Raw genomic sequence first — 20,253 nt, 5'->3', positions numbered from 1 at the left:
TAAATTATACATCAAAGACATCATTAACATATATGTTAATGATGTCTTTGATGGCTTGATTAACATCTTTCCAAAAGAACGATGCTGCTAAATTGAATAATATTGTGTAACAATTAAACTCCATTTCAAAACTAATTAATTTTCTTATAGTCTTCACTTCGAATTGTTATCTTGTATGAATCTCCTTTTACTTTCGCTTGCATTTTTTCTGTTTTCAGAAACTCTTCAATAACTTTCTCCAGTTCTTTTGCATGATTTTCCGCTTCAGGAACAGATTCTTTTAAAGAAGTCTTGAAGATAATCTCTGGCGATGGATATACGGAGTACCCTAATCCGGTAACCTTATACACTTTTTTCCCCATCAACTCATCTCCGACCAAGCCTAGAATTTCTGCCCATCTTCTATCTTGGTCTCTTTTTTTCATATTTACTTTTTTGAATTTTACAGTGTATATCTTATTTGTCTTTGTTCTTATCACACTTTGAACTTGTTGCTCAATTTCAGACATTTTTGTATTTGTATCAGGTATCTCGACTTCTACCACTTTTTTAACAGAGTTAAGACTAAGCCCCGTCAGTTGGTATTTTTTATATACACCATCAAGAGCTGTAAACAGCTCACTTTCTTTCTTGAATCTCTCTTCCTGTTCTGGAGTTGTTTCATCCTTATCATTTTCATATTTTGATACCACAACCGAATAAGCATCATAATCTCTACTCTTCAAAAGCTCTGATGCTGTTGATTCCACACCACCTTTTACCTTGTCAAAATAGGAAGAAGACCCATCTATCACGATCAATACTTCTTTCTTTCCTTGATATGAAACACCTACACTCGCGACCTTATACCCTTTATCTACGAAGTCTTCATGCATGACCATAACGATGTCTTTTGTTTCAAAGAACTGTCCTAAGTAAGGAAGTTTAGATGCCACTTTTGCCATTGCAGGTGAAACGAAGGCTGAACCGATAAATAAAGCAAACAGTAAAACAGCTGCACTCATTGTATAGAGGAATTGGTTTTTCTTTTTAATGGTTCGCTTTTTTAAACGGTCGTGTATCTTTTGCTCTAAAGTCTCATCAAATGTGATGTCATTGAGAATAGAAGCTTTCATACTTCCTCTCAGCTTTTTCAATTTATCTTCCATTCTCCTCACCTCTTTCATACATCTGCTTGATAAGCTCTCTGCCTCGGAACAGTCTTGTTTTTACCGTGTTGGCATTTATTGATAATAACTTGCTGATTTCATCAACTTTTAAGTTCTCAAAATAATATAGAAAGATGACCTCTCTGTATTTTAGAGGTAATGCAAGAACGGCTAACGAAAGCTCTTTTTCTTCCGCCTTTCTCATTAGAACGACTTCTGGTGTATCATCTTTCGAAACAAATTGATCGAATAAGGACTGGGTTACTTTCTTATATTTATATACTCTTGATTTCATCACATCTTTACACCGGTTCGTCGTGATTCGATAGATCCATGTTTTGATTGATGATTCTTCACGAAACGTTCCTAGTTTTTCATAACAGTTTAGAAACACATCTTGGGTAATATCCTCCGCCAAATTTTTGTCTTTAACATAGGAGTAAGAAAGCCATAATACTCTTTGTCCGTATTCTCTCATCAGAAGAGAAAGTTCATCTTGATCTGCAAATTCTGATGTGGTCTGATTTTCTTCAGCTGGATGTTTCTTTTTATTAATCAAAATCGTCGTCCCTCCTTTTCTATACATTATTAGACGACACTTTCACCAGACGGTTTCTCAAAAGTTGATTCATATAAATTAATAGACAGAAGCCACTTTATTCCGACACCGGGTGACGCTGTTTTTAGTATTTAGTCTCCTAGGAGGATATAGTATGATCAATAGAAGATAAAAGAGTATATATCAACCACATGCGATCATTTAGTATAGAAAAAATAAAATGTTGTTAAAACAACATCGCTCAAATAAGTGTACTTTCTAATGGCGCAAAACTGTGTCTCCTTTTTAATAAAGGCTAAATGATTTTTACAGAAGAACGCAAAAATCCTTTGCTACTTCTATACGATTTTATTTACGCATTGATAAAATCAAAAACACTCTTTTAAAGAATAGCAAGTACCAAACAGAATGAGAATTCAACATCAACAACATATAAGCATATGTCATTAAATAATTTATTACTATTTTGAATTGAATTCTGATGGTTTAGGTTGCTGAATTATCATATTTTTCTTAGTAGATTCTTCTGTTCGTTCTACCATGGTTTGAAAATAGGATTCCGTTAACTTTTTAGGATAATATCCCATACGTTCACGAATGATGATATTTTCAAGAACAAAACATTTCCATTCCTGCAGCAATCCCCGTCAATGTTGTTACATCGGGGGGAGGTAAGCTCTTCACCATCCGTATTTGATACGTCAAACACATTTACATATCAGAACCCGTAAAGGACCTTCATTTCTTTTTCCTCTTCGCCTTAAGTTTCCCCTTTTCTCATTTCTTTTTTTTTCCGATCTCTTAGAATGTCAATTCAATAAAAGGACTTAATATTTAAATGAACATAATTCAACATATATGTTAACGGTGCTATATAATAAAAGAATATCAATATAAATATCAATATCAATACACTATACTATACATATTCACGCTCTCAACGCTAGTCATCCACCAATTTTTATCACTCACTTTAATAAGTTAGGAATAGTCGATTATACATAACTTCTAGGTCTATGATTGCTAATACTATCTGTAAGGTAGATATCTTTAATAACAATTATCGCACTACGTAACTCATGCTTTTCTATGAATTCTTACTTTTCTTCAGTCAACAGATAAATAGGAGCAGATTCGGAGGGTGCATAACTCCACAGGTACACTGAGAAAAGAAACATGACGGTCATTAAGAGAATGATTCGATTTAACCGATGATTCATATAAAACCCTCCTAACAACTAGTTTTTTTACTCTACTATATGAAAAAAAAGAGAACTAGTCCTATCCTTACATAATGATTGTGTATAGTTAACAGAAGGAAATGATCGAGTACAAAGAGAAGTACAAATAGAAAAAACGATGAAAGGGGAGATGCAAATTGAAAACAAAATTGTTTTGGTGCTCCTTATTCTTATTAGTTACAAGCATAATAAGCTTGCGTGTTGCTGATTCAATGAGTGATAAATACCAATTAGATAGGAATCATTTTCTGGAACGCCTTGAAGTGAGTAAACCTTCTGACGGAGACTTGGCTGAAATTAAAGGAATGGTAAGTGCGATGAACGAGAAATTTCACACTTCAGAATCCTTTTACTTCTTTAAAGAAGATGAGTGGGTAACACAAAAAAGAAACCTCATCACTGAGCTTTTTTATGTAACGGAAAGATTTAGTGTTGGCCACTACACCATCGTCCATCATTATCATCCTGACTGGTTTTTCTTGTTGCCAATAGCATTACTTGTAATGAGCAGTATTTCACTTATGCTGTGGGTGTTCGCTCAAAGGAATGAAATAAACAGGTTGAGCTTCTTTCTAGTTCATAAAAAAAACGTTGATCACCTCTATTACTAGAAGATGTCAACATGCTTCTTTTTATTCCGAACCGATGAATTTTTAACGCAGGCGGTTACGATGTAGATATTTCTCATGTATTGAGATCTCCACCACTGGAAATGAAGGCTTTTATAAGACGCTAGGTATTAGTTAAAAAAAACTGGTATGCTTAAAATATCTTAAGGTTGACTTAACACAAACCTATTTAAAATATTCATGTTTGACCTGAGGATTAAATTTCAATAAACGCAATAAATGATCTGTATTCCCTTCGAACGTAAAGAAATACGTTTTATTTTCTTCGTCAAATACCATAATGTACGGCTTTTCTTGATCCGAATATAGAATTGATACCTCATCAACAAGGTCTTCAAGCCATTGATTTTCAACCCTAATAGTAGGTTCAAGTGGCATCCTAATCACGTATCCTTTCTTGGGAATAGGATTATATTTAACATATACGCCTGTTATGCCTTCAATAAACTTTTCTGCTTCTTGTTGTAAATCCGTTTTCATCGGTACAACTTTTATAACCTTGCCTTTATTTAAATCGAATATTTGTATTTGCTGATTTTGATTCGTTTGAGCAATAGCGTTTGTTGAAATTAGTTGGAAGAAAAGAATAGATACTAATGCCTTTTTAATCACCTCAACCACCTCAAAGGTATTGTCCCCAAAAAACAAAGCAGTATTAGTTTCGATTATTGTTGTCTTGTAACGGGGCAATTACAGTAAAAAAGGATTCGAACACGAATAGTAATTATAAGTTTAGGGTTTAAATACCTTTAATTAAAGGGGTGGAAATATGAATCTCAAAAGCATTGTAATTGTTTTATCTGTGTGTCTAAATCTCGTGTTAGGGATTAATATTTATAATGAAGTAACTAAAAAAGAGGCTGTTGATGTAGGATTAGCATTCAAACAAGCAGTTAGTGTTAAAAATTACGATCTTGTTAGAACTCTTTTGGCCGAAGGCCGAAAGAAACAAATGAAGGATGAAGATTTTAAAAAGATCAATGACTTAATGAGTGCGGGTACAACTTATAAAACATATCAGCTGTTAGAGTTTGATAATGGAAAAATGGTTCTACTTAACTTAACTCCTAACGATAAATATGAAATTCAGGATGTAGTAATTGTTTCTGAAGGACTAAAATCTTTATTCAAGTAACTGTATACTTTCGGGCTTGTTCTTTAGGAAGGAAAAGCATCCTTTTTTTATTGGACATATTCAACAAACGTGCAGGATTTTGGAATAAGGAGTAATTTATGGGAAAATAAATCATTGCAGTAATTTCATTTTTGAAAAGACATACTTCTTCACTTGTTTTCTTTCATTCTGATTCAATTTTAGTTTAGTGTTGTCATTTAAGCCGATTCTTTTAGTAAGAATAGTAAGTGGTTTGTCACTATTTATAGTAATCCCTTTTTCTTTTTCTCCTTGCATTTGGAATATATAGGTGTACTCAAAAATGCCCTGTTTATTATATACATCTATAATTGAGTATATTTCTAGCTGCTTATCATTTTTTGTTACTGAGTTTATCTTAAGCGTTTTATTTTCATTTTGATGTCCCGTAACCCAAATTTTTTCACCTTTAACATTCATTAAATCAATCAAGTTACAAGATGATAAAAGAAATAGACTTAACAATAGGGTAAACGATTTGAAAATCTTGGACAGTGTAGTCACCTCCTTATTTTGTTCTTTCTTATATCATAAGCACCATAAATTATACTTATTCAATTTATAAGTTTTTTCTTCAACTATCGGGTGCGTTGATCCAAAGAAGGATTAACGCTTTTATTATGGAACTTATTGAACAAACGTGCAGGATTGTGGAATAACAGAAGACATAACTTAATTAGATCGAGTGAGGTTTGTAAAATGAATGAAAATAAATTTGATTTTGTATTTGAAGACATAATAGATTTATCTAGAAGCTGTAAGTTTACTAATTGCACTCATACCAAAGAGCCACATTGTGCAGTTAAAATTGCTATATCGGAAGATATCCATTCTAAAGATAAATTCAATGTTTATTATAGAGAAAAAAACGAAGAAGAACATATTTTGAAGCAAAAGAATAAAACAAAGGCTGTTGATTATATGAAACAAAGGAAACTTTTTCGAGAACTCTAGATAAGATCATACTTTGCCAACTAAGTATTACTATTAAACAATCGGGTGCGTTGATCCAAAGAAGGATTAACGCTTTTATTATGGAACTTATTGAACAAACCTATATTAAGCTTTTTGTAGAGCGAAAAGAAATACTAAAGATGAGTAACTTCGGAAGAATGGCAGCAATTAACGAATAGATCAAATAAACACCTCTTCGTAAGTCTGAAGAGGTGTTCTTATGAGCTTCGGATTATTAATTCAGGTCAGATGCTTTTATCTATGCATTTGTATTTCATTGAATGCTTGGTGGAGATTACCTTTTATATTCAATTTATGCATGTTCAGACCCAATGCAACCATGGTTTGTGCGACCTCTGGACGAATACCAGTCATTACAGTCTTTACCCCTAGTAAAGATAGCCCTTCTACGACTTTAAACAGCTGATCAGCCACCATCGTATCAACAAACATTACTCCGGATAGGTCAATGATTAGATTCTGTAGATTTAATTTGATAGCTTGGTTCATCGTCTCTTCCATCAACAGCTTAGCTCGCTCTGTATCGATGTTTCCAATCAGTGGTAACACTCCCGTCCCTTTCGTTAATGGCACTACAGGAATGGATAGTTCTAAGAACGCAGACTTTGCCTGTTCGAGGACTTTTTGATAAGACTGGACATAGTTTAAACTAAAACAATAAACGGCATGGTCTAGAAGAGGATCGAGCGTATCAATAACTTCAAAGATCGTTGAAGTAGACATGTCTTTCTTAATCACTTCTTCTTTAATCGCTTTCCATATGTATTCTCTGTAAAAGCTAGTATCTTTTAACGCTTCATCAAGAGGTGCACCTAATTGGAACAGGTATTCCCCAGTCTCTCTTCCCCATCGGGCGATTTTCTCAATTGATTCTTCCCTATGAAAATCAACTAACGCTTCTCCAAATAGAGTGATGAACGAAGCCCGAAGTTCCATGATTTTGGGCTCTATCAACTCAAACTCTCTCCTCTCTTGTTCTGTCAAAACTACCTCAGCCATCCTGTCCGAATGCACCTGCTCTGCTATCTCATGTTTACGGTTTAAAATAATTTCTCCAAGAAGCTCTATTTCTTTCTTCATAATATCCCCCTATTTTCTTCTGCTTTAATTAGTATACTCTACCAATTATAGGTTGCCTATTTAAATCGTTATCAAAGTGTATGGCTAGAGTTAACGTTAAATTAGAAAAGACCTGATAAGAAAAATTTGCAGCCTTTAACATTTATTTAGTAGGAAGCTTCAGCCTCTTCCCCAGGGGGGCTTATTTTCTTTCATCTTAACATTCTATTCTCTCGAACAACTCCTGGATTATGCTTCCGGACACTCTTTATCTCAGATATAAATTAAATCGTTCGGCATCCGTTCGTGACCAAATGAGGCACTCTTTCCATCTTTCAAACACTTCAAAGCATTTCAATTGCATGAAATTAGCATGTTATAAGCGAAAGTTAGTTTATAGAACACTTATCGGAAATTCACACTTTCTAAATAGTCATAGGACATTTATCCTAACACATACGTTAAAGAGAGTTAGGAGGCGATGACATCTATGATCAGGATATTACTCCCTTTAAAAGATATTGACTTGTTTTATTATTACAAACCTTCAGAGTTTACTTTAAAGAAAAATTTAAAATATTATAAAGCAAATGATTTTCTCAATTCAAGGCTTACAGTATCACCAAAACAAAATGGTGACGGGTACAATTTAATTGATGGATACTTACCTTATCAAGCATTCTATTATGAAAATGAAAACCAATGTCAGATCTGTAATTTAAAGCTTTATGACGAAAAGACCCAACTAATCTCTTCTTCGAGAGAGCTATTCACACAATTAAGAACACCTTGGGTGGTAAAATATCGAATGCTTAATACTTTAAAAAAATACGTTACGATACCTTCTGAGTTGCGTAACCAGCTTAATCTCAATCAGTTTGAACTTAAACGATATGACATTCATTCAGATGTTCCCCTTCAGTACATTAATAAAGGAATTGAACTGAATGTTTGTCCAATGCTGAATAAGGTATGTAGTTTAAATACTATTAAAGAAGAAGTTAGAGATTATTTATATGAAATAACTATTTTGGAGACTGATAATCCTAAACGGTTGACTACGGGTAATTGGCATATATTGAAATACATGCTTAAAAACTCCCCGCAATTCTACTCACAAAACACCTCGATGCAAATTCAATTTATAGAAAATTTTATTATCAATTATAAAACAGTATTAACTGATACATGGAAGCATTATCTAGATTCGATGGAAAAGGATTGTAACTACGAGGATGATGTAAACACTTCACCAGGAGTATTCCAATGATGTAAGGACGTTGAATTAAGGCTGTAAAATTTAAGAATTTTCTTTGATGATGTCGGTAAGCTCATAAAACAAAAAAAAACATTTAAAACAAAAAACGAACAGCCAATGTCTCTACTTATATGTAAGTATTGCTTGAAGGTTTTACACTTCTGCTCAATGAACCTACTATTTTAGTAAAATAGTAGGTTCATTTTAAATTCATGTATCTGTTGGTTATTTAAAAGAAAAAAGCCGTTACTTATAAATTATCAAGGACTTAGAAATATAGAAAACATTTAATAGAGTGGGTTTCACGTCAAAATTTTCTAATGAAAAGGTTATCCTTTTCTAACTAAAAATCATTATTTATATTTATCCATCCAATAAAGCTGTCGCTTTCGAGGGAGTCGCGTCCAATGCACGAGACAGGGAATAGGATGCTTTTGTAAATCGAATAGTGATCCTCTCATTTTCCCTGATTGTACTTTCTTTTATAATGATTCCCGGCACCAATCGCCCATATAAAACGGTCTTAACAAACTGCAAGTCTCACCGAAAGAATTGAGATAAATATTCCAGCACGTTCCTCAATTGCAGTCCTTTTTCACATAATGTTTCGTCCACATCTTTTACCGGCGTATGTAGGATAGGCGAAAAATACAATCTTTGAGATGACTAGATAGTGTCGGTTTGACCGTCTCGTTTTTTGCCAGAGCGAATCTTTCTCGTTTTGGTTTCCAATGCCTCTTTCCCCTTAATTTTTCCCTATTGGGTTCTACTTTTGTTTAGGACAGTGTCCTAGATTTATTTCTATGTATTATATTTTGGATGGGGAAAAGATATGTTTTACCGTTGTCCATACTCGGGTTACCGGAAGGGGAGGCCAGTATTAAAATGACGAAAGCAGAAGCGCGTTGAATGGTGTGTGAATCAATACTTTCAGTATCCATTTTTGGCAAAAGAGCTAAAAATGGTAGATGGGACAACTATGTTAAAATGGAAATATCAGTTATTCAGCAATCGGAAGTTTAATGGAATAAATTTTATAGAAATACAGCTTTTACTAAATATAATTCTATATTGGTGGTGTGAAGGATTGAGTACAATAATTCAAGCAATTATAGGTTCTGTTATTGTTCATTTGATTTATTTTCTAATTACGTTGGTAGTTGGATACATAAAGACCAAAAGATATGTCCCAGATATAGATAGTGCGTGGGAGAGTGTAAATAATCTTCCCAAAGAAGTGGAGTTCAGAAGATCAGTCTCACCCGTATTTATTTTCGGGACATTCCTAGGAGTAACGGTAGTTTGTGGCTTGATAATTTTTGTATTGAAACAAGCCCTTATTTAACAGAACTATAATGCATCACACTGTTCGATTATAGGGACGTTAATCCATGAAGGATTAACGTACTTTTTAAGGAATTTATTAAATAAACAAGCACGATAATTAACAAGGAGGCTTGAGAGTAATGGAAATGAGAGATTTTATTCTTCATATAGATATATTATCAGTTGAAGTAAAAATTGATGGAAATGATTATAGGTTTGGTGTGAGATGGAAAGCACCTGATAAACCTTATGGTGAAACTTGGATTTTACAATCTTACGCTAATAAGTTAACTGGGGAAAAGGATTTATCAAAAGAACAAATCGAAGAATTTTTAGATACTATCAATGCAAAATGGAACTGGAATATGGACGATTTTTAAAGTAAGTTATTGCACGATTGGGGGCGATTGCTAAAGAAAGCTCAAAGTAAACGAACAGAAGAATCTGGTCGTTTTTTTATTGTCATTCAATTTACTTTGGTCTTATTCTAATAAACTGCATGTTGAACACCTAATACTTTTGACCATTTAAACACTATTGATGCAATCAAATAACTTCGGAGATCAACCGGAGCTATTCAGTAACATACAATACTCAAGCACAAAGAGTATTTACGAGTACTTTACCTAATTCCCCCCAGGTTTTGAAGAAAAAACATCACGCTTTCATTTCTTCATTTCTCTGCTGGCGGATTACCATTGGTTTATGCTTATCCTTTTTCATGTAGTCTACGTATTTTGCCAAATATCCTTCCGTGATTCGATGCGGAACATACCCCAACCGCTGACGAATAATGTTTTCTAGAACAAACATTTTACGCGTAATTTTTTCATATTCCGTTCCACTGTATTCTTCAGACTCTTTAAACTCATCCGTATTACCGTGCTTGCGAGCCTTATAAAAGGTGTTAAGATAGCGATATAACGAATTTCTTTCAGCTCGTGCATATTTCAATAAACTAAGCAATTCGAAGGTCGATAGTGTCATTATTTCAGGCGTTGTCCTCTCAAGATAGACTTCTAGCGCAAAATCTCTTACACGAACTGAAATTCTTGCATGATTGCGTTGCACAAGCGTCTCTGGAACGTTCATTACACAAAAATTACAATAGTATTCTCGCTGCTGCTGCACCAGTTCGCTACCACAATAAGGACAAGTCATCACACTTTGATTTTTCATATCAACTTTACTCCCTTCAATGTTTGAACGTATAAGCACCTATTTATAACTCAGTGCTTATGACTTATATCATTGAAATTTACCTGTTTCTATACGTTCTAACTATCTAAATTACACCATTTATTCACTATTTTAACAATTTATTAGTTAGGTACACCTCACGTTCTCTTGGTAATCTTGCTTAAAAATAGTTAGTTGCTCGACTTAAATGAAGAAATGATCCTACCTTTGTTCTTTTTCGGTATCACGATAATAACTACTTCCATCCTTACGAATTAAAAAATGTCCTTCTTTTCTTACGATCATCATCTTTCCTCCTTTTTCCGTTTTAATTCCCAGTTGGCCATTCTAGGAATTACTAGGAAATAAATAATAGAAGCTTGATTTTTTTTAAAAAGGTCATCTTCCTTAATCGACAGGAAGATGACCGATCCTTTGTGCTTGTGATGGTATAGGTTACTGCTGTTTACTCGCCTTCAGTTTCTTCTTCTCCTAGAATGTAATCAGCTGCTTTTTGGGCTTGTGCAGCTGCTTGAACCACAAGACGACTGTCTTCTTTCAACGACCTTAGCCATGAATGGATATAGCTAGCGCTATTACTAATGGTGTTGTTGTCAATACCCGCAACACCGCAAAGCATTGTTGCCCCCATTTCCGCCACTAATTCTTCCTTGGAATATACTTCGTCCCCAAATGCTACATCTTGAGTGGTCACTCCTGAACGAGCTAGCCGATTTTTATGCCCTGTGCTGTGGACCATTTCATGAAACAAGGTACTGTAGTATTCTTCGACTTTCGGAAAATCCTTTAATGGCGGGCAATTAATTTTATCTAGCGTTGGATAGTAAACGGCTTTTCCTGAGTAGAATGTATAATCGGGAGCGTTGATATAGTCTTTATAAATTTCTTCAGCTTTCCCAATTGGATCATGATCGAATGACGTTTCTTTTCGTTTACTTTCCAACCCCTCCACCTGGGAATTGATCTCAAATACTCGGTAGTACCGAAGGTAAGGTATTTTTTCGACTTTCCCACTTTCGTCATCTTCTTTCTCTAGCCACTTCCAAAAGACCACGATGTGCGACTTCTCGCCTTTTCTTACCTTTCCACCAGCTTCTTGAATTTGTTTATATGTCGCATATTCTCCGGATTCTAAAAGAAAAACATTGATTCCTCTATACGCCTTTTGCGTTTTCCAATTGACCGCACCCCCGTTAATCCAAGGCTTGCGCCAAGGTACAACTCCTTTTTCTAGCTCTTCCATGACCTTCTCTGTAACGATTTCATACACGCTTTTTTTCATTTCGCTTTTCCTCCTTTTGATGTTTGCCTTCCGAAGCGGAAGCTTTCCCCAAAGGGAAGGATTTTGCCCCTTTGACAGGAGAAACGAACAATGAGCATAGAGAAGGAGTCAAGGGAACTCTTAGCGGAAAAGTTTTTTATATTGCGAAGCGCGTTTAATAAAAAAGTTTTGTGCCCCTTGACTTGTTTTCTATCCGACTTAGCTTCCAGCAAGTTGAGGGCAAAGCCTAGGAGGCTCGACCTGTTGGAAGGTTAGCTCGGATTGTGTGATTGTACGATTCGGAAGGCAAAGGGCAAAATCTTATTCAATAGCAGCCGTAGGGCTGCTTTCCACTTTAGGTTTTATTCGTTTAAGGTTTTACGGCTCGTGCGGTACGGCCAGAATGGCAAATGGATCAGGAACCTACAGATTGTAGGCGAAGGATGAGCCGTACAAGCAGTGGTTATCGAGCCATTTAGTGCCGTCAGCGACACGTTACAGCCTGTTAAAAAGCGTTCTTTGCTTTTTTACAGGTTGTCGTGCAGCCGCTCAAGAAAAGGTTTTAAATCGTTCAAAATCCTTTTCTCAAGACAAATTTCCGCCTAAAGGCGAATACAGTCATGACAACAAATCTTTTTGCTTAAAGCAAAAAAAAGAGAAGGATTCATCCTTCTCTCTAATCACCAGTTTATAAGTCCTCAGATATCTGAATTAATCTAAACGATCCTTCAATGCAGCTCCTACGAATCGTTAAACGTTTGCAATCAATTGTACTTCTCTAACCAGTGGGAAACCATCCCTTTCACATCACCTGCTTTTTCTTTCATATCTTGAAAAATCATATCCATCAAGGTAAACCAAGATATCTCCTCGCTGTAAGGATTATTTTTATTGATGTATTTCAGCACATGTTTAAGCTCCTTCATTCTTGCCTCGTCCAAATGTTCCTGAAGGGATACTTTCACAAAAGCATTCAACAAGTTCACATTGCGTATACTGGCATCCAACAACAAAGCTGTTGCTTTGGACGGCGTAACATCCAAAGCAGAAGATAAAACGTAAATATCCTCATAAGACGTTTGGGAGAAGCGCGCTGTGATCCGTTCGTTTTTTCCTGGTTGGTATTTCCGCTGCAACGATTCTCTTCCCCATTCCCCTATAAACACCGTACTCATGAATTGGTAATCTCGTCTGAAGTAGTGCGATAAGTGTTCAATGACTTTTCTTGACCTTAACCCCTTTTCACACAAAAGAACAGCTACGTCCTTTACAGGTGTATGTGTGATATAAGACAAGCTATATATACAATCTTTAAGATTGCTAGAAATTGTCGGCTTGATGTCGCGTTTTGCATCTGATCTTTTCTTCCTGTTCCTCGTCATAACACCCTCTACTCTCTCCATTCCTACCCCTCTTTTCCGCATGTTCACTTAGGACAGTGTCAGAGTGTCCTAGACTTTGTTTTATATATATGGGGGATGGGGGATAGATATGTTTAGATTTTCAAAAACCCGTCCATACTTTTATTAAGAGTACTAGCAAAGGGGAAAAAGAAATGAAAATGTCGAAAGAAGAAGCACAGGTACTAGCAAAAAAAGCGATTGAACAAAGTGAAAAAAGGGGCATACCGCTCAAAAACAAAAAGAAAAAACAGGCGTAATACCGCCTGCTGATAAACATTCGATCTTCGGTAAATCCGGTGATCGATTTATTTTTATTAAAAGGACCTTGATAAGCTCACTTTTCTATACAAGGCAATCACTCGTTTGTTTTCTCTTTCCCATTCTTCATTTCTTAACATGGGAATCTGGTACACCTGCTCCATTTCTGTCATGAGCTCGGCCAATTTTTTGTCCTTTTTATTCTGGGGCCAGTCGGCATGAATAATCTCTTCATAGCGTTGATTGTATTGAACAAGTGTCATTTTTTTGCCTCCTGTTGGATGGATCCCATTCGATTTATCTCTTGTTCTGCATATGTCTGAACCGTCTCATCGGACCAATACTTCACTCCGCCTACAACAAGATCGGGATGGGGTACTTTCCCGCGTTCAAAATATAAATTTAACTTCTGTCGATCGTACCGCAGCCCTTGTTCACTTAAGTAGTCCGCAAACTGACTCATGCTTTTGTAGTGAGATCCCTCACGAATCAAAGAATACGTTGGCTTCTGAATCAAATACGTATCCTTTCTGAAATATTCCGTTATTAACTCCAGGGCAAATTCAAGCCAGTCATTATCTAGATGCTTATACAGAAGAGCAAGATTAAACTCCTCCTCCGGCTGTTCAAAAAAACCTCCGAGCTGTAAAAACGTTCGCTTCACCGGTTCCAGCGTTGATAGAACAGCATCATCGTTATAAGAACGTTTATCAAAATGCATTCTTAAATCCGGAAAAACATCTACAATCTTTTTCGTGGTATGTTTCATGAGTCTCCTCCTTGTATACATTGTGTACATTAAGGATACATCATTTCGTATACAATGTATACACAAGATCAAAAAATAACTAAATTATGCAATAAAAAAACACCAAAAAAATGGCGCAGAATTTACTTTTCATTTTTGTTGGTTTCACGTGTTTATGAGTCCACTTTATATAACTTTTGCCCCGCACATATATTGACGAGTAATAAAAACTTAATTATACTAGAAGTAACCGTTGGAAGGCATGGGTAGTGCCTTAATCCAAATATTCCATTTGCGGGATTAAGAATGGTATACCATTCTTTTTTTTTGCTCCAAAGGAGTTAAATTATGTCAAATTTAGATACCCCATTAACATTAGAAGATCAAGTAACATTAATGAAAACATATGTAATATTTAGGCAAAAAACTAAAATGAGACGTGTTTTAAAAAAAGAAGGATATTTTAGAGTTAGTAGATATGGAAAATACCTTTTATCTTATACACCAGTTTTACGTTCAAAGCCTGATCAAGATTTATTGCTTGATTTATATGATTTTGATGTTGCTTTAAGAGTTGTGTTTTTCAAATATACTCAAAAAGCTGAACTGCAAATAAAAAACCATATTGCAAATGCAGTATCATTAAAGTTAAATGATCCTACTTTTTATTTAGATTCTAATTCCTACACCCCTTCACAGGGTGAAAGTGATAAGATTAAAAGAAATCGATATAAAGCAAAGTATCCTCGCTTCTATCAAGATTTAAAAAAAGCTGAAAATAGATTAATTTCCAAACCACATCAATATCCTGAATTGAAGGACTATAGAAGAGGTGGACCAAGATATAGAAAAAGAATACCTGCTTGGACAGCCTTCACATATTTTGACTATGGTACTATAGAACATATTTATGCGTATTTACGATTAGATTTAAAAAAAGAAGTTTTAAGTTATGGCTATCCGAATTCTCCAAGAAAAATGAGCAAACTGGATACTAAGAATATGGATACATGGATTTCTGCAATTAGAAATCTAAGGAATACCTGTTCACATCATAATATGTTAACAGGAAAAACATCTTCAATTGTACATCTTGATAAAACATTTGATTCAGTAACAACATTACCAAATGATACAGACTTGTTTTCAAGAATGTATGCTTTAAAAAAAGTCCTAGACCCAGTTGATAGTGAACTATTAAAACATGATTTAAAAAAGCTAATTGGTAAAACTAAATTCAATATATATATATTAAATATTTTACCCCAAAATTGGGAGACGTTATACGATAATATACATAAATTTTAAAAAATAGCGTACAACTAAAATATACCACCGGAAGGCGTGGGTAATGCCCAAATCCAAATATTCCATATGTGGGGAGAGTATGGCTATATGCTATACTCTCTTTTTGGTGTTATCCGGGGTAACGTCAGGAAAATGCGGATTTACAACGTTAAGGAAAACGAAATGAAAAAACCTAATTTCTTGCTTACAACCAAGAAATTAGGCTTTAGTTCCTTCATAAAAGTGCCCACTATTGGACTAAGAATGATATGAAGTTAATATTTCCAGCAATTCATTGATTTACATTTCCATTGTTGAGCTTGAATCTTTTTTTATGTTTGCATATTCACGAGGACAAACTATATTGTGTTTTTGTTGATGTTTCATTTATATATTCAATTTCAAATCCATCATTACTTTCACTTTCTAAATCAACCAGCACAACAGGATAATTTTGATACATCTTTATCAAACGTAAGGGCAGCTAATTTCAATCCTTCTGCCATTGTTAAATATGGAGCCATTGTCCCTCGTAGATCTTCAACGGTTAAACCGAATTTGATAGCTAATGTAGCAGCATAAATTACGTCTCCTGCATTTTCTGCTACCACATGGGCCCCTAAAACTTTCAATGTTTTCGCATCTGCTACTAATTTAAAAACACCTGTTGTTTCTCGATTAACAAGTGCTCTTGGAACAGCATCTAACGGCAAAACCGAAGTTTTTACCTCATATCCTTTTTCTTTTGCTTGCTGTTCAGTTAATCCAACAGTTGCGATCGATGGAGAAGTAAACGTGACACCTGGCACTACTTCTAAATTCACCTTTTGATTTTGTCCTCCGATTGCATTACGGGCAGCGAGTCCACCTTCATAAGCAGCTACATAAACAAATTGTGGGCCGAGAGTAACATCTCCAGCCGAATAAATTCGGGAATTGGACGTTTTAAGATAATCATCGATGACAATTTCACCACGGGAACCAACTTCAACACCTGCTGCATGTAAGTTTAATGATTCTGTATTTGGTTTTCTTCCAGTGGCAATTAGTAATTGTTCTGCTTCAATAATTCGCTTTTTACCATTTATCTCAACATGAACTTTTTTTATGTCTCCATCTTGCTCAACCCGTTCATAGGTTGCTCCTGTAACTAAATTAATTCCTTGTTCGGTTAAGGCTTTAGTAATGGCTTCTGAAATTTCAAGATCATACTCTTTTAATAACCGATCGCTTCTTTGAATCAAAGTGACTTCTGACCCGAGGTTATGAAAAAGTTGCCCTAATTCCATGCCGATATATCCTGAACCAATAACGGTAAGACGATTTGGAACCTTCTTCAATTCCAATAAACTAGTGCTTGTTAAATAATCTACTTCGTCTAATCCGGAAATTTTAGGAACAGATGGAGAAGCACCTGTAGCTATTAAAAATCTTTTGGCCGTGATATGATTGCCATTCACTTCAACTGTATTTTCATTTACAAATTTTGCTTCACCTTTTATTATTTCAAAACCATAATCATCAATTAAATTCACATATTTTTCATTTCGCATTCCGGTGACTAATTCATTTTTTTGTTTTACTAATGGGGCTAAGTCAACATTTGAAGCAGAAGTGTGTAATCCTATAAAGGGATTATTTTTTGCTAAATGATTGATTTCCCCAGCTCTTAATAAGGTCTTAGAAGGAACGCAGCCAACATTAACGCACGTTCCACCCACTGTTCCACGCTCAATCAGTGCAACTTTTGCATCGAGAGCAACTGCTTCAATCGCAGATGAAAATGCTGCTCCACCTGAACCGATAATGACGTAATCATAGTCATAGTTACTTTGATAAACTAAACTTACATCTTCCTCTTCTTGTGATTGTGCTTGTATTTCTTCTGCTTCACCCGGTTGATATTTTGCGTCTGTAATCGCCTTTTTCGCAATATCCACGTCTACATCATGCGGTAGTTCAAACAGGGCTTCTCCGAGTCGGAAATCGACTTGAATGGCTTTTGCACCGGCATTTTCAAGAGCAACAGCAACGTGCTCTTCACAACCCGAACAGGTCATTCCTTGTACGTTCACTCGATATTTTTTCATGTTAAATTACCTCTTTTCCTTTTACTCTACGGGAAGACCTAAGTCTGAAACCGCCGTCTTAATTGCGTCTAGATTGGTTTTCGTATCATCAAAAGAAACCGTTACTTTCGCGGTCCTTCCATTAACTTTAACGGCTGTTTTGCCAGCACCTTCTACCTGTGCAACGGCATCTTCTACAACTGATGGCGGGCAGCAATCCATCCCTGCCATAACCATGAATGTCCCCTTCGTTTCAGCTTCAGTAATAGCTTTTACATCCTTCTCTGAATTCATAGCAGTTGTTTTCACTTCACTCTTGGATACTTCAGTTTTTTGGATTTCTTGTTCGTTACTGCATGCACTAACCACCAGTAAAAGGGATAATACCATCATATTCCTGATTATCTGTACTCTCATATAAAGCACCCCATTTTTTATAGTTAACTTTCAAGTAAAAATAAGAAAAGAAACATGACGAAAACAAGGAACGTTGTAATCCATAAGCCAATGACCGAACTTTTCCTTTTGCCCTTTCTTCCATAAACCATATAAAAGGAGTACGCAAGGAGGACAATGGTAACGATGCTGAACAATAACCGATACTTCAACGAGTAGAATGCGATTGCGCCTGCAAACCCAGTGAGTCCAAGGGGAATCAAGATTAGTGGACCCAGGCAACAACCCGCCATAACAAAGGCTGAAAACACAGTTGCTACTTGTGAAACTTTTTCCTTCATGACTTGAACCTCTCCATGCTGCAACAATCATGTGTTGTTGTACCATTCTTGGTTTCCTTTTTTGTTTCTGGTTCAAGTTTTCTCCAACCCTTGAAAAGAGCAAAGACAAACAACAGACCCATCAAGATAAAAATAACGTCTTTAAATTCCGTGAAGTATGAACCCAGTGCTGTTCCTGTAATCAACGGAAGTAGTAGAAACAGATGACACGGACATGTAATGAGTGCGACAAGAAACCAACCTGAGCTTTTAAATATGTTTTTCATTTTCTGTTTCACCTCTTATTTCTTCATCAGTGTTTCAATAATGGGACATTCGTAAATATCTTTGTTTTCGGGACATCTTTCTTTAATATCCATCAGCATTACTTCTATCCTTCTCAAATCTTCAATTTTACGTTGAATGTCCTCTATCTTCAAAACAGTGAAATCATACATATCGCGACACTTCGCTTCATCGCGATCAACAACACCTAGCAATTTATCAATTTCATTTAAGGTAAATCCTAATTCTTGCATCCGTTTTATGAAATACAATCGATCGACCGTTTGTTGGGAATACATTCGGTATCCTTTTTCTGTGCGTTCAGGCTCTGGAATTAAGCCTAAACGCTCATAATATCGAATGGTCTCCTTGTTAACGCTGCACTTCTCAGCCAATTCTCCGATACGAAATTGCATACGCTCACCTCACATATAGTATAAACCCCGTACCTAAGTACAGAGTCAATATATAGTGTACTTCATTTATGAGTTTCTACTCAGCCTTAGAGGCCAGATAGAGTTCCGCCAAAAACAGCAGCGCCAACCTCAAAGGCTTCCACAAGAGTCAGTTTGTCTTTCGCTGTTGTTGAATTCTTTTCATTTGCTTTTTGCCAATGTTCCTCACAACAATAAAATTGAATGGCTGGGCAACAACTGGTGGCAACAGGTGTCGGCTCATTCGGTCCGGAAGAAGAATCGCAACATGCGTTGGTATCGGCAGCATCCGTTGTTCCCAAGCCTACAACCACGGTATCAGGATTGGCAACAGGTACGTTTCTTTTCACATTGATGGTGATCTTTTCACCGCAAAATGCACATTCTGATTCAATCACCGCATCCGTAAACATCGATGGAATGCCAAGGGCATCAATCGCACACATGGAATAAGCTGGCGACATTCCAGCCAATGTAACACGGTGTGGTGTCGGAACTCCTGAAAAAGGATATGCCACAGTCACATTTCCAGAGTTTTGGTCCCAGTGAATTAAATCCAACTCCCTTAAGCGCTGAAGAGAAGATTGGATATCAATTTGTTCCTTTGTTTCAGTTAAATCATTGATGTTGAGGATTTGTCCCTCAGCCATGGAAAGAAGAATGTCTAAACGGATACTATTCTCTGAAGGAGACAATAAACGTATTTTTTCCTCAAATCCTCCTACCGGCAAACCAAGTGATTGTAACATCTTGTCCTTTAACGAAGTATTCATATGATTTTGATTCATGTTGACTCCTCCTCTATTTAATCTGCAATGATATTGCAGTAATTTTTCGTCTTATATAGGATAAACCCTGTACTATAGTACAGGGTCAAGTGTGATTTATTGTTATCTTCTTAAACTTCCCGTTATACATCCATGAAGCAGAGCTTCGCCACAGAAAAATTAAGGATGATTTCGTTTAGCTATTTGTTCACTTCTGATAGCTTTCTATATAATGAAGCTCTAGATACATTTGTAATTTCACAAATTTGATTTACGGTCATGTTTCCTTCCTTATAAAGCTTTACTGCATAATTCATTCCTGCGTGATTTTTATGATACTTCTTTAAACGACCTTTAAACTTTCCTTCTTTCTTAGCTAACTCAATCCCTTCACGTTGTCGCATACGAATAAGATCTCGTTCTAATTGGTTAACACCAGCCATTACAGTAATTAAGAATTGGCTGTATGGATTCTCT

The 20,253-nt window shown here is 35.7% G+C and carries 24 protein-coding genes; 6 read left to right on the top strand and 18 right to left on the bottom strand.

The window, feature by feature from the left end:
• Window positions 1-131: 131 nt before the first annotated feature.
• The 3 genes from IHV10_RS19645 to IHV10_RS22985 form a co-directional block, all read right to left on the bottom strand.
• Window positions 132-1,148, bottom strand: a complete 1,017-nt coding sequence (locus tag IHV10_RS19645) for a DUF4030 domain-containing protein (RefSeq protein ID WP_197133518.1) — start codon at window positions 1,146-1,148, stop codon at window positions 132-134.
• Window positions 1,138-1,707: a sigma-70 family RNA polymerase sigma factor gene (locus IHV10_RS19640; protein WP_231618419.1), complete on the bottom strand. Its 570-nt coding sequence runs from the start codon at window positions 1,705-1,707 to the stop codon at window positions 1,138-1,140. Before IHV10_RS19640 ends, IHV10_RS19645 begins: the two co-directional genes overlap by 11 nt.
• A 1,097-nt stretch (window positions 1,708-2,804) precedes the next feature.
• Window positions 2,805-2,927, bottom strand: coding sequence for a hypothetical protein (locus tag IHV10_RS22985; RefSeq protein WP_255520112.1), 123 nt, complete (start codon window positions 2,925-2,927; stop codon window positions 2,805-2,807).
• 158 nt (window positions 2,928-3,085) lie between these two features.
• On the opposite strand from IHV10_RS22985, the gene IHV10_RS19635 reads away from it, so the two are divergent.
• Window positions 3,086-3,559, top strand: a complete 474-nt coding sequence (locus tag IHV10_RS19635) for a hypothetical protein (protein WP_197133512.1) — start codon at window positions 3,086-3,088, stop codon at window positions 3,557-3,559.
• A 183-nt stretch (window positions 3,560-3,742) separates the two neighbouring features.
• Here the strand turns inward: IHV10_RS19635 and IHV10_RS19630 are convergent, their stop codons facing one another.
• The gene (locus IHV10_RS19630; protein ID WP_197133509.1) at window positions 3,743-4,189 is read right to left on the bottom strand and encodes a hypothetical protein; all 447 of its coding nucleotides are present in this window, start codon (window positions 4,187-4,189) and stop codon (window positions 3,743-3,745) included.
• A 157-nt stretch (window positions 4,190-4,346) separates the two neighbouring features.
• Here IHV10_RS19630 and IHV10_RS19625 point away from each other — a divergent pair, with 157 nt between their 5' ends.
• Window positions 4,347-4,712 (top strand): hypothetical protein, encoded by a 366-nt coding sequence (locus IHV10_RS19625; protein ID WP_197133506.1) that lies wholly within the window; start codon window positions 4,347-4,349, stop codon window positions 4,710-4,712.
• Between the two features lie 111 nt (window positions 4,713-4,823).
• Here the strand turns inward: IHV10_RS19625 and IHV10_RS19620 are convergent, their stop codons facing one another.
• A complete protein-coding gene (locus IHV10_RS19620) occupies window positions 4,824-5,150 on the bottom strand; it encodes a hypothetical protein (RefSeq protein ID WP_197133504.1) in 327 nt (108 codons plus the stop codon).
• 279 nt (window positions 5,151-5,429) lie between these two features.
• On the opposite strand from IHV10_RS19620, the gene IHV10_RS19615 reads away from it, so the two are divergent.
• On the top strand, window positions 5,430-5,684 hold the full coding sequence (locus tag IHV10_RS19615) for a hypothetical protein (RefSeq protein WP_197133501.1): 255 nt from the start codon (window positions 5,430-5,432) through the stop codon (window positions 5,682-5,684).
• A gap of 255 nt (window positions 5,685-5,939) precedes the next feature.
• On the opposite strand, the gene IHV10_RS19610 is transcribed toward IHV10_RS19615, so the two are convergent.
• Window positions 5,940-6,785 carry an STAS domain-containing protein gene (locus IHV10_RS19610; protein ID WP_197133498.1) on the bottom strand — a complete coding sequence of 282 codons (846 nt, stop codon included), beginning with the start codon at window positions 6,783-6,785 and terminating at the stop codon, window positions 5,940-5,942.
• Between the two features lie 469 nt (window positions 6,786-7,254).
• On the opposite strand from IHV10_RS19610, the gene IHV10_RS19605 reads away from it, so the two are divergent.
• Both IHV10_RS19605 and IHV10_RS19600 read left to right on the top strand, forming a co-directional pair.
• Complete coding sequence (locus IHV10_RS19605; RefSeq protein WP_197133495.1) at window positions 7,255-8,034, top strand: hypothetical protein; 780 nt, start codon at window positions 7,255-7,257, stop codon at window positions 8,032-8,034.
• 1,454 nt (window positions 8,035-9,488) lie between these two features.
• Window positions 9,489-9,728: a hypothetical protein gene (locus IHV10_RS19600; protein WP_197133492.1), complete on the top strand. Its 240-nt coding sequence runs from the start codon at window positions 9,489-9,491 to the stop codon at window positions 9,726-9,728.
• Window positions 9,729-10,005: 277 nt separating this feature from the next.
• On the opposite strand, the gene IHV10_RS19595 is transcribed toward IHV10_RS19600, so the two are convergent.
• From IHV10_RS19595 to IHV10_RS19575, 5 genes are all read right to left on the bottom strand, one after another.
• A complete protein-coding gene (locus IHV10_RS19595) occupies window positions 10,006-10,527 on the bottom strand; it encodes a hypothetical protein (protein WP_197133489.1) in 522 nt (173 codons plus the stop codon).
• 466 nt (window positions 10,528-10,993) lie between these two features.
• Complete coding sequence (locus IHV10_RS19590; RefSeq protein ID WP_197133486.1) at window positions 10,994-11,830, bottom strand: ArdC family protein; 837 nt, start codon at window positions 11,828-11,830, stop codon at window positions 10,994-10,996.
• Between the two features lie 743 nt (window positions 11,831-12,573).
• Window positions 12,574-13,212, bottom strand: a complete 639-nt coding sequence (locus tag IHV10_RS19585) for a hypothetical protein (protein WP_231619635.1) — start codon at window positions 13,210-13,212, stop codon at window positions 12,574-12,576.
• A 314-nt stretch (window positions 13,213-13,526) separates the two neighbouring features.
• Window positions 13,527-13,733: a hypothetical protein gene (locus tag IHV10_RS19580; protein WP_197133483.1), complete on the bottom strand. Its 207-nt coding sequence runs from the start codon at window positions 13,731-13,733 to the stop codon at window positions 13,527-13,529.
• Window positions 13,730-14,239: a hypothetical protein gene (locus IHV10_RS19575; RefSeq protein WP_197133480.1), complete on the bottom strand. Its 510-nt coding sequence runs from the start codon at window positions 14,237-14,239 to the stop codon at window positions 13,730-13,732. Before IHV10_RS19575 ends, IHV10_RS19580 begins: the two co-directional genes overlap by 4 nt.
• Before the next feature lie 327 nt (window positions 14,240-14,566).
• Here IHV10_RS19575 and IHV10_RS19570 point away from each other — a divergent pair, with 327 nt between their 5' ends.
• Entirely contained in the window at window positions 14,567-15,526 is a 960-nt protein-coding gene (locus IHV10_RS19570) for an Abi family protein (RefSeq protein ID WP_197133477.1), read from the top strand.
• Between the two features lie 410 nt (window positions 15,527-15,936).
• On the opposite strand, the gene merA is transcribed toward IHV10_RS19570, so the two are convergent.
• The 7 genes from merA to IHV10_RS19535 all read right to left on the bottom strand — a co-directional run.
• Complete coding sequence (gene merA / locus IHV10_RS19565) at window positions 15,937-17,595, bottom strand: mercury(II) reductase (RefSeq protein WP_197133473.1); 1,659 nt, start codon at window positions 17,593-17,595, stop codon at window positions 15,937-15,939.
• Between the two features lie 21 nt (window positions 17,596-17,616).
• Window positions 17,617-17,991 (bottom strand): mercury resistance system substrate-binding protein MerP, encoded by a 375-nt coding sequence (merP, locus tag IHV10_RS19560; protein ID WP_197133470.1) that lies wholly within the window; start codon window positions 17,989-17,991, stop codon window positions 17,617-17,619.
• Between the two features lie 23 nt (window positions 17,992-18,014).
• Window positions 18,015-18,311 carry a mercuric transport protein MerT gene (gene merT / locus IHV10_RS19555; protein WP_197133467.1) on the bottom strand — a complete coding sequence of 99 codons (297 nt, stop codon included), beginning with the start codon at window positions 18,309-18,311 and terminating at the stop codon, window positions 18,015-18,017.
• Window positions 18,308-18,577 carry a hypothetical protein gene (locus IHV10_RS19550; RefSeq protein WP_197133451.1) on the bottom strand — a complete coding sequence of 90 codons (270 nt, stop codon included), beginning with the start codon at window positions 18,575-18,577 and terminating at the stop codon, window positions 18,308-18,310. The genes merT and IHV10_RS19550 overlap by 4 nt, the downstream gene beginning before the upstream one ends.
• Before the next feature lie 15 nt (window positions 18,578-18,592).
• Window positions 18,593-18,991, bottom strand: a complete 399-nt coding sequence (merR1, locus tag IHV10_RS19545; RefSeq protein WP_197133446.1) for a mercury resistance transcriptional regulator MerR1 — start codon at window positions 18,989-18,991, stop codon at window positions 18,593-18,595.
• Between the two features lie 86 nt (window positions 18,992-19,077).
• The gene (locus IHV10_RS19540) at window positions 19,078-19,797 is read right to left on the bottom strand and encodes an alkylmercury lyase family protein (protein ID WP_197133444.1); all 720 of its coding nucleotides are present in this window, start codon (window positions 19,795-19,797) and stop codon (window positions 19,078-19,080) included.
• Between the two features lie 179 nt (window positions 19,798-19,976).
• Window positions 19,977-20,253 (bottom strand): helix-turn-helix domain-containing protein (locus IHV10_RS19535; RefSeq protein WP_197133441.1); only part of this gene is annotated, 277 nt, incomplete at its 5' end.

Origin of the sequence: Fictibacillus sp. 5RED26, assembly GCF_015903895.1 — a bacterium.
GTDB lineage: Bacteria > Bacillota > Bacilli > Bacillales > Fictibacillaceae > Fictibacillus > Fictibacillus phosphorivorans.
Note: the sequence above shows the minus strand (reverse complement) of the source record. Positions and strands in the feature narration are given on the sequence as shown.

What these genes read in the sequence shown, in the direction of transcription:
- IHV10_RS19645 (WP_197133518.1), bottom strand. Translation starts at nt 1,148, where the DNA reads ATGGAAGATAAATTGAAAAAGCTGAGAGGAAGTATGAAAGCTTCTATT.
- IHV10_RS22985 (WP_255520112.1), bottom strand. Translation starts at nt 2,927, where the DNA reads ATGAATCATCGGTTAAATCGAATCATTCTCTTAATGACCGTCATGTTT.
- IHV10_RS19625 (WP_197133506.1), top strand. Translation starts at nt 4,347, where the DNA reads ATGAATCTCAAAAGCATTGTAATTGTTTTATCTGTGTGTCTAAATCTC.
- IHV10_RS19620 (WP_197133504.1), bottom strand. Translation starts at nt 5,150, where the DNA reads ATGAATGTTAAAGGTGAAAAAATTTGGGTTACGGGACATCAAAATGAA.
- IHV10_RS19615 (WP_197133501.1), top strand. Translation starts at nt 5,430, where the DNA reads ATGAATGAAAATAAATTTGATTTTGTATTTGAAGACATAATAGATTTA.
- IHV10_RS19610 (WP_197133498.1), bottom strand. Translation starts at nt 6,785, where the DNA reads ATGAAGAAAGAAATAGAGCTTCTTGGAGAAATTATTTTAAACCGTAAA.
- IHV10_RS19605 (WP_197133495.1), top strand. Translation starts at nt 7,255, where the DNA reads ATGATCAGGATATTACTCCCTTTAAAAGATATTGACTTGTTTTATTAT.
- IHV10_RS19600 (WP_197133492.1), top strand. Translation starts at nt 9,489, where the DNA reads ATGGAAATGAGAGATTTTATTCTTCATATAGATATATTATCAGTTGAA.
- IHV10_RS19595 (WP_197133489.1), bottom strand. Translation starts at nt 10,527, where the DNA reads ATGAAAAATCAAAGTGTGATGACTTGTCCTTATTGTGGTAGCGAACTG.
- IHV10_RS19590 (WP_197133486.1), bottom strand. Translation starts at nt 11,830, where the DNA reads ATGAAAAAAAGCGTGTATGAAATCGTTACAGAGAAGGTCATGGAAGAG.
- IHV10_RS19585 (WP_231619635.1), bottom strand. Translation starts at nt 13,212, where the DNA reads ATGGAGAGAGTAGAGGGTGTTATGACGAGGAACAGGAAGAAAAGATCA.
- IHV10_RS19580 (WP_197133483.1), bottom strand. Translation starts at nt 13,733, where the DNA reads ATGACACTTGTTCAATACAATCAACGCTATGAAGAGATTATTCATGCC.
- IHV10_RS19575 (WP_197133480.1), bottom strand. Translation starts at nt 14,239, where the DNA reads ATGAAACATACCACGAAAAAGATTGTAGATGTTTTTCCGGATTTAAGA.
- IHV10_RS19570 (WP_197133477.1), top strand. Translation starts at nt 14,567, where the DNA reads ATGTCAAATTTAGATACCCCATTAACATTAGAAGATCAAGTAACATTA.
- merA (WP_197133473.1), bottom strand. Translation starts at nt 17,595, where the DNA reads ATGAAAAAATATCGAGTGAACGTACAAGGAATGACCTGTTCGGGTTGT.
- merP (WP_197133470.1), bottom strand. Translation starts at nt 17,991, where the DNA reads ATGAGAGTACAGATAATCAGGAATATGATGGTATTATCCCTTTTACTG.
- merT (WP_197133467.1), bottom strand. Translation starts at nt 18,311, where the DNA reads ATGAAGGAAAAAGTTTCACAAGTAGCAACTGTGTTTTCAGCCTTTGTT.
- IHV10_RS19550 (WP_197133451.1), bottom strand. Translation starts at nt 18,577, where the DNA reads ATGAAAAACATATTTAAAAGCTCAGGTTGGTTTCTTGTCGCACTCATT.
- merR1 (WP_197133446.1), bottom strand. Translation starts at nt 18,991, where the DNA reads ATGCAATTTCGTATCGGAGAATTGGCTGAGAAGTGCAGCGTTAACAAG.
- IHV10_RS19540 (WP_197133444.1), bottom strand. Translation starts at nt 19,797, where the DNA reads ATGAATCAAAATCATATGAATACTTCGTTAAAGGACAAGATGTTACAA.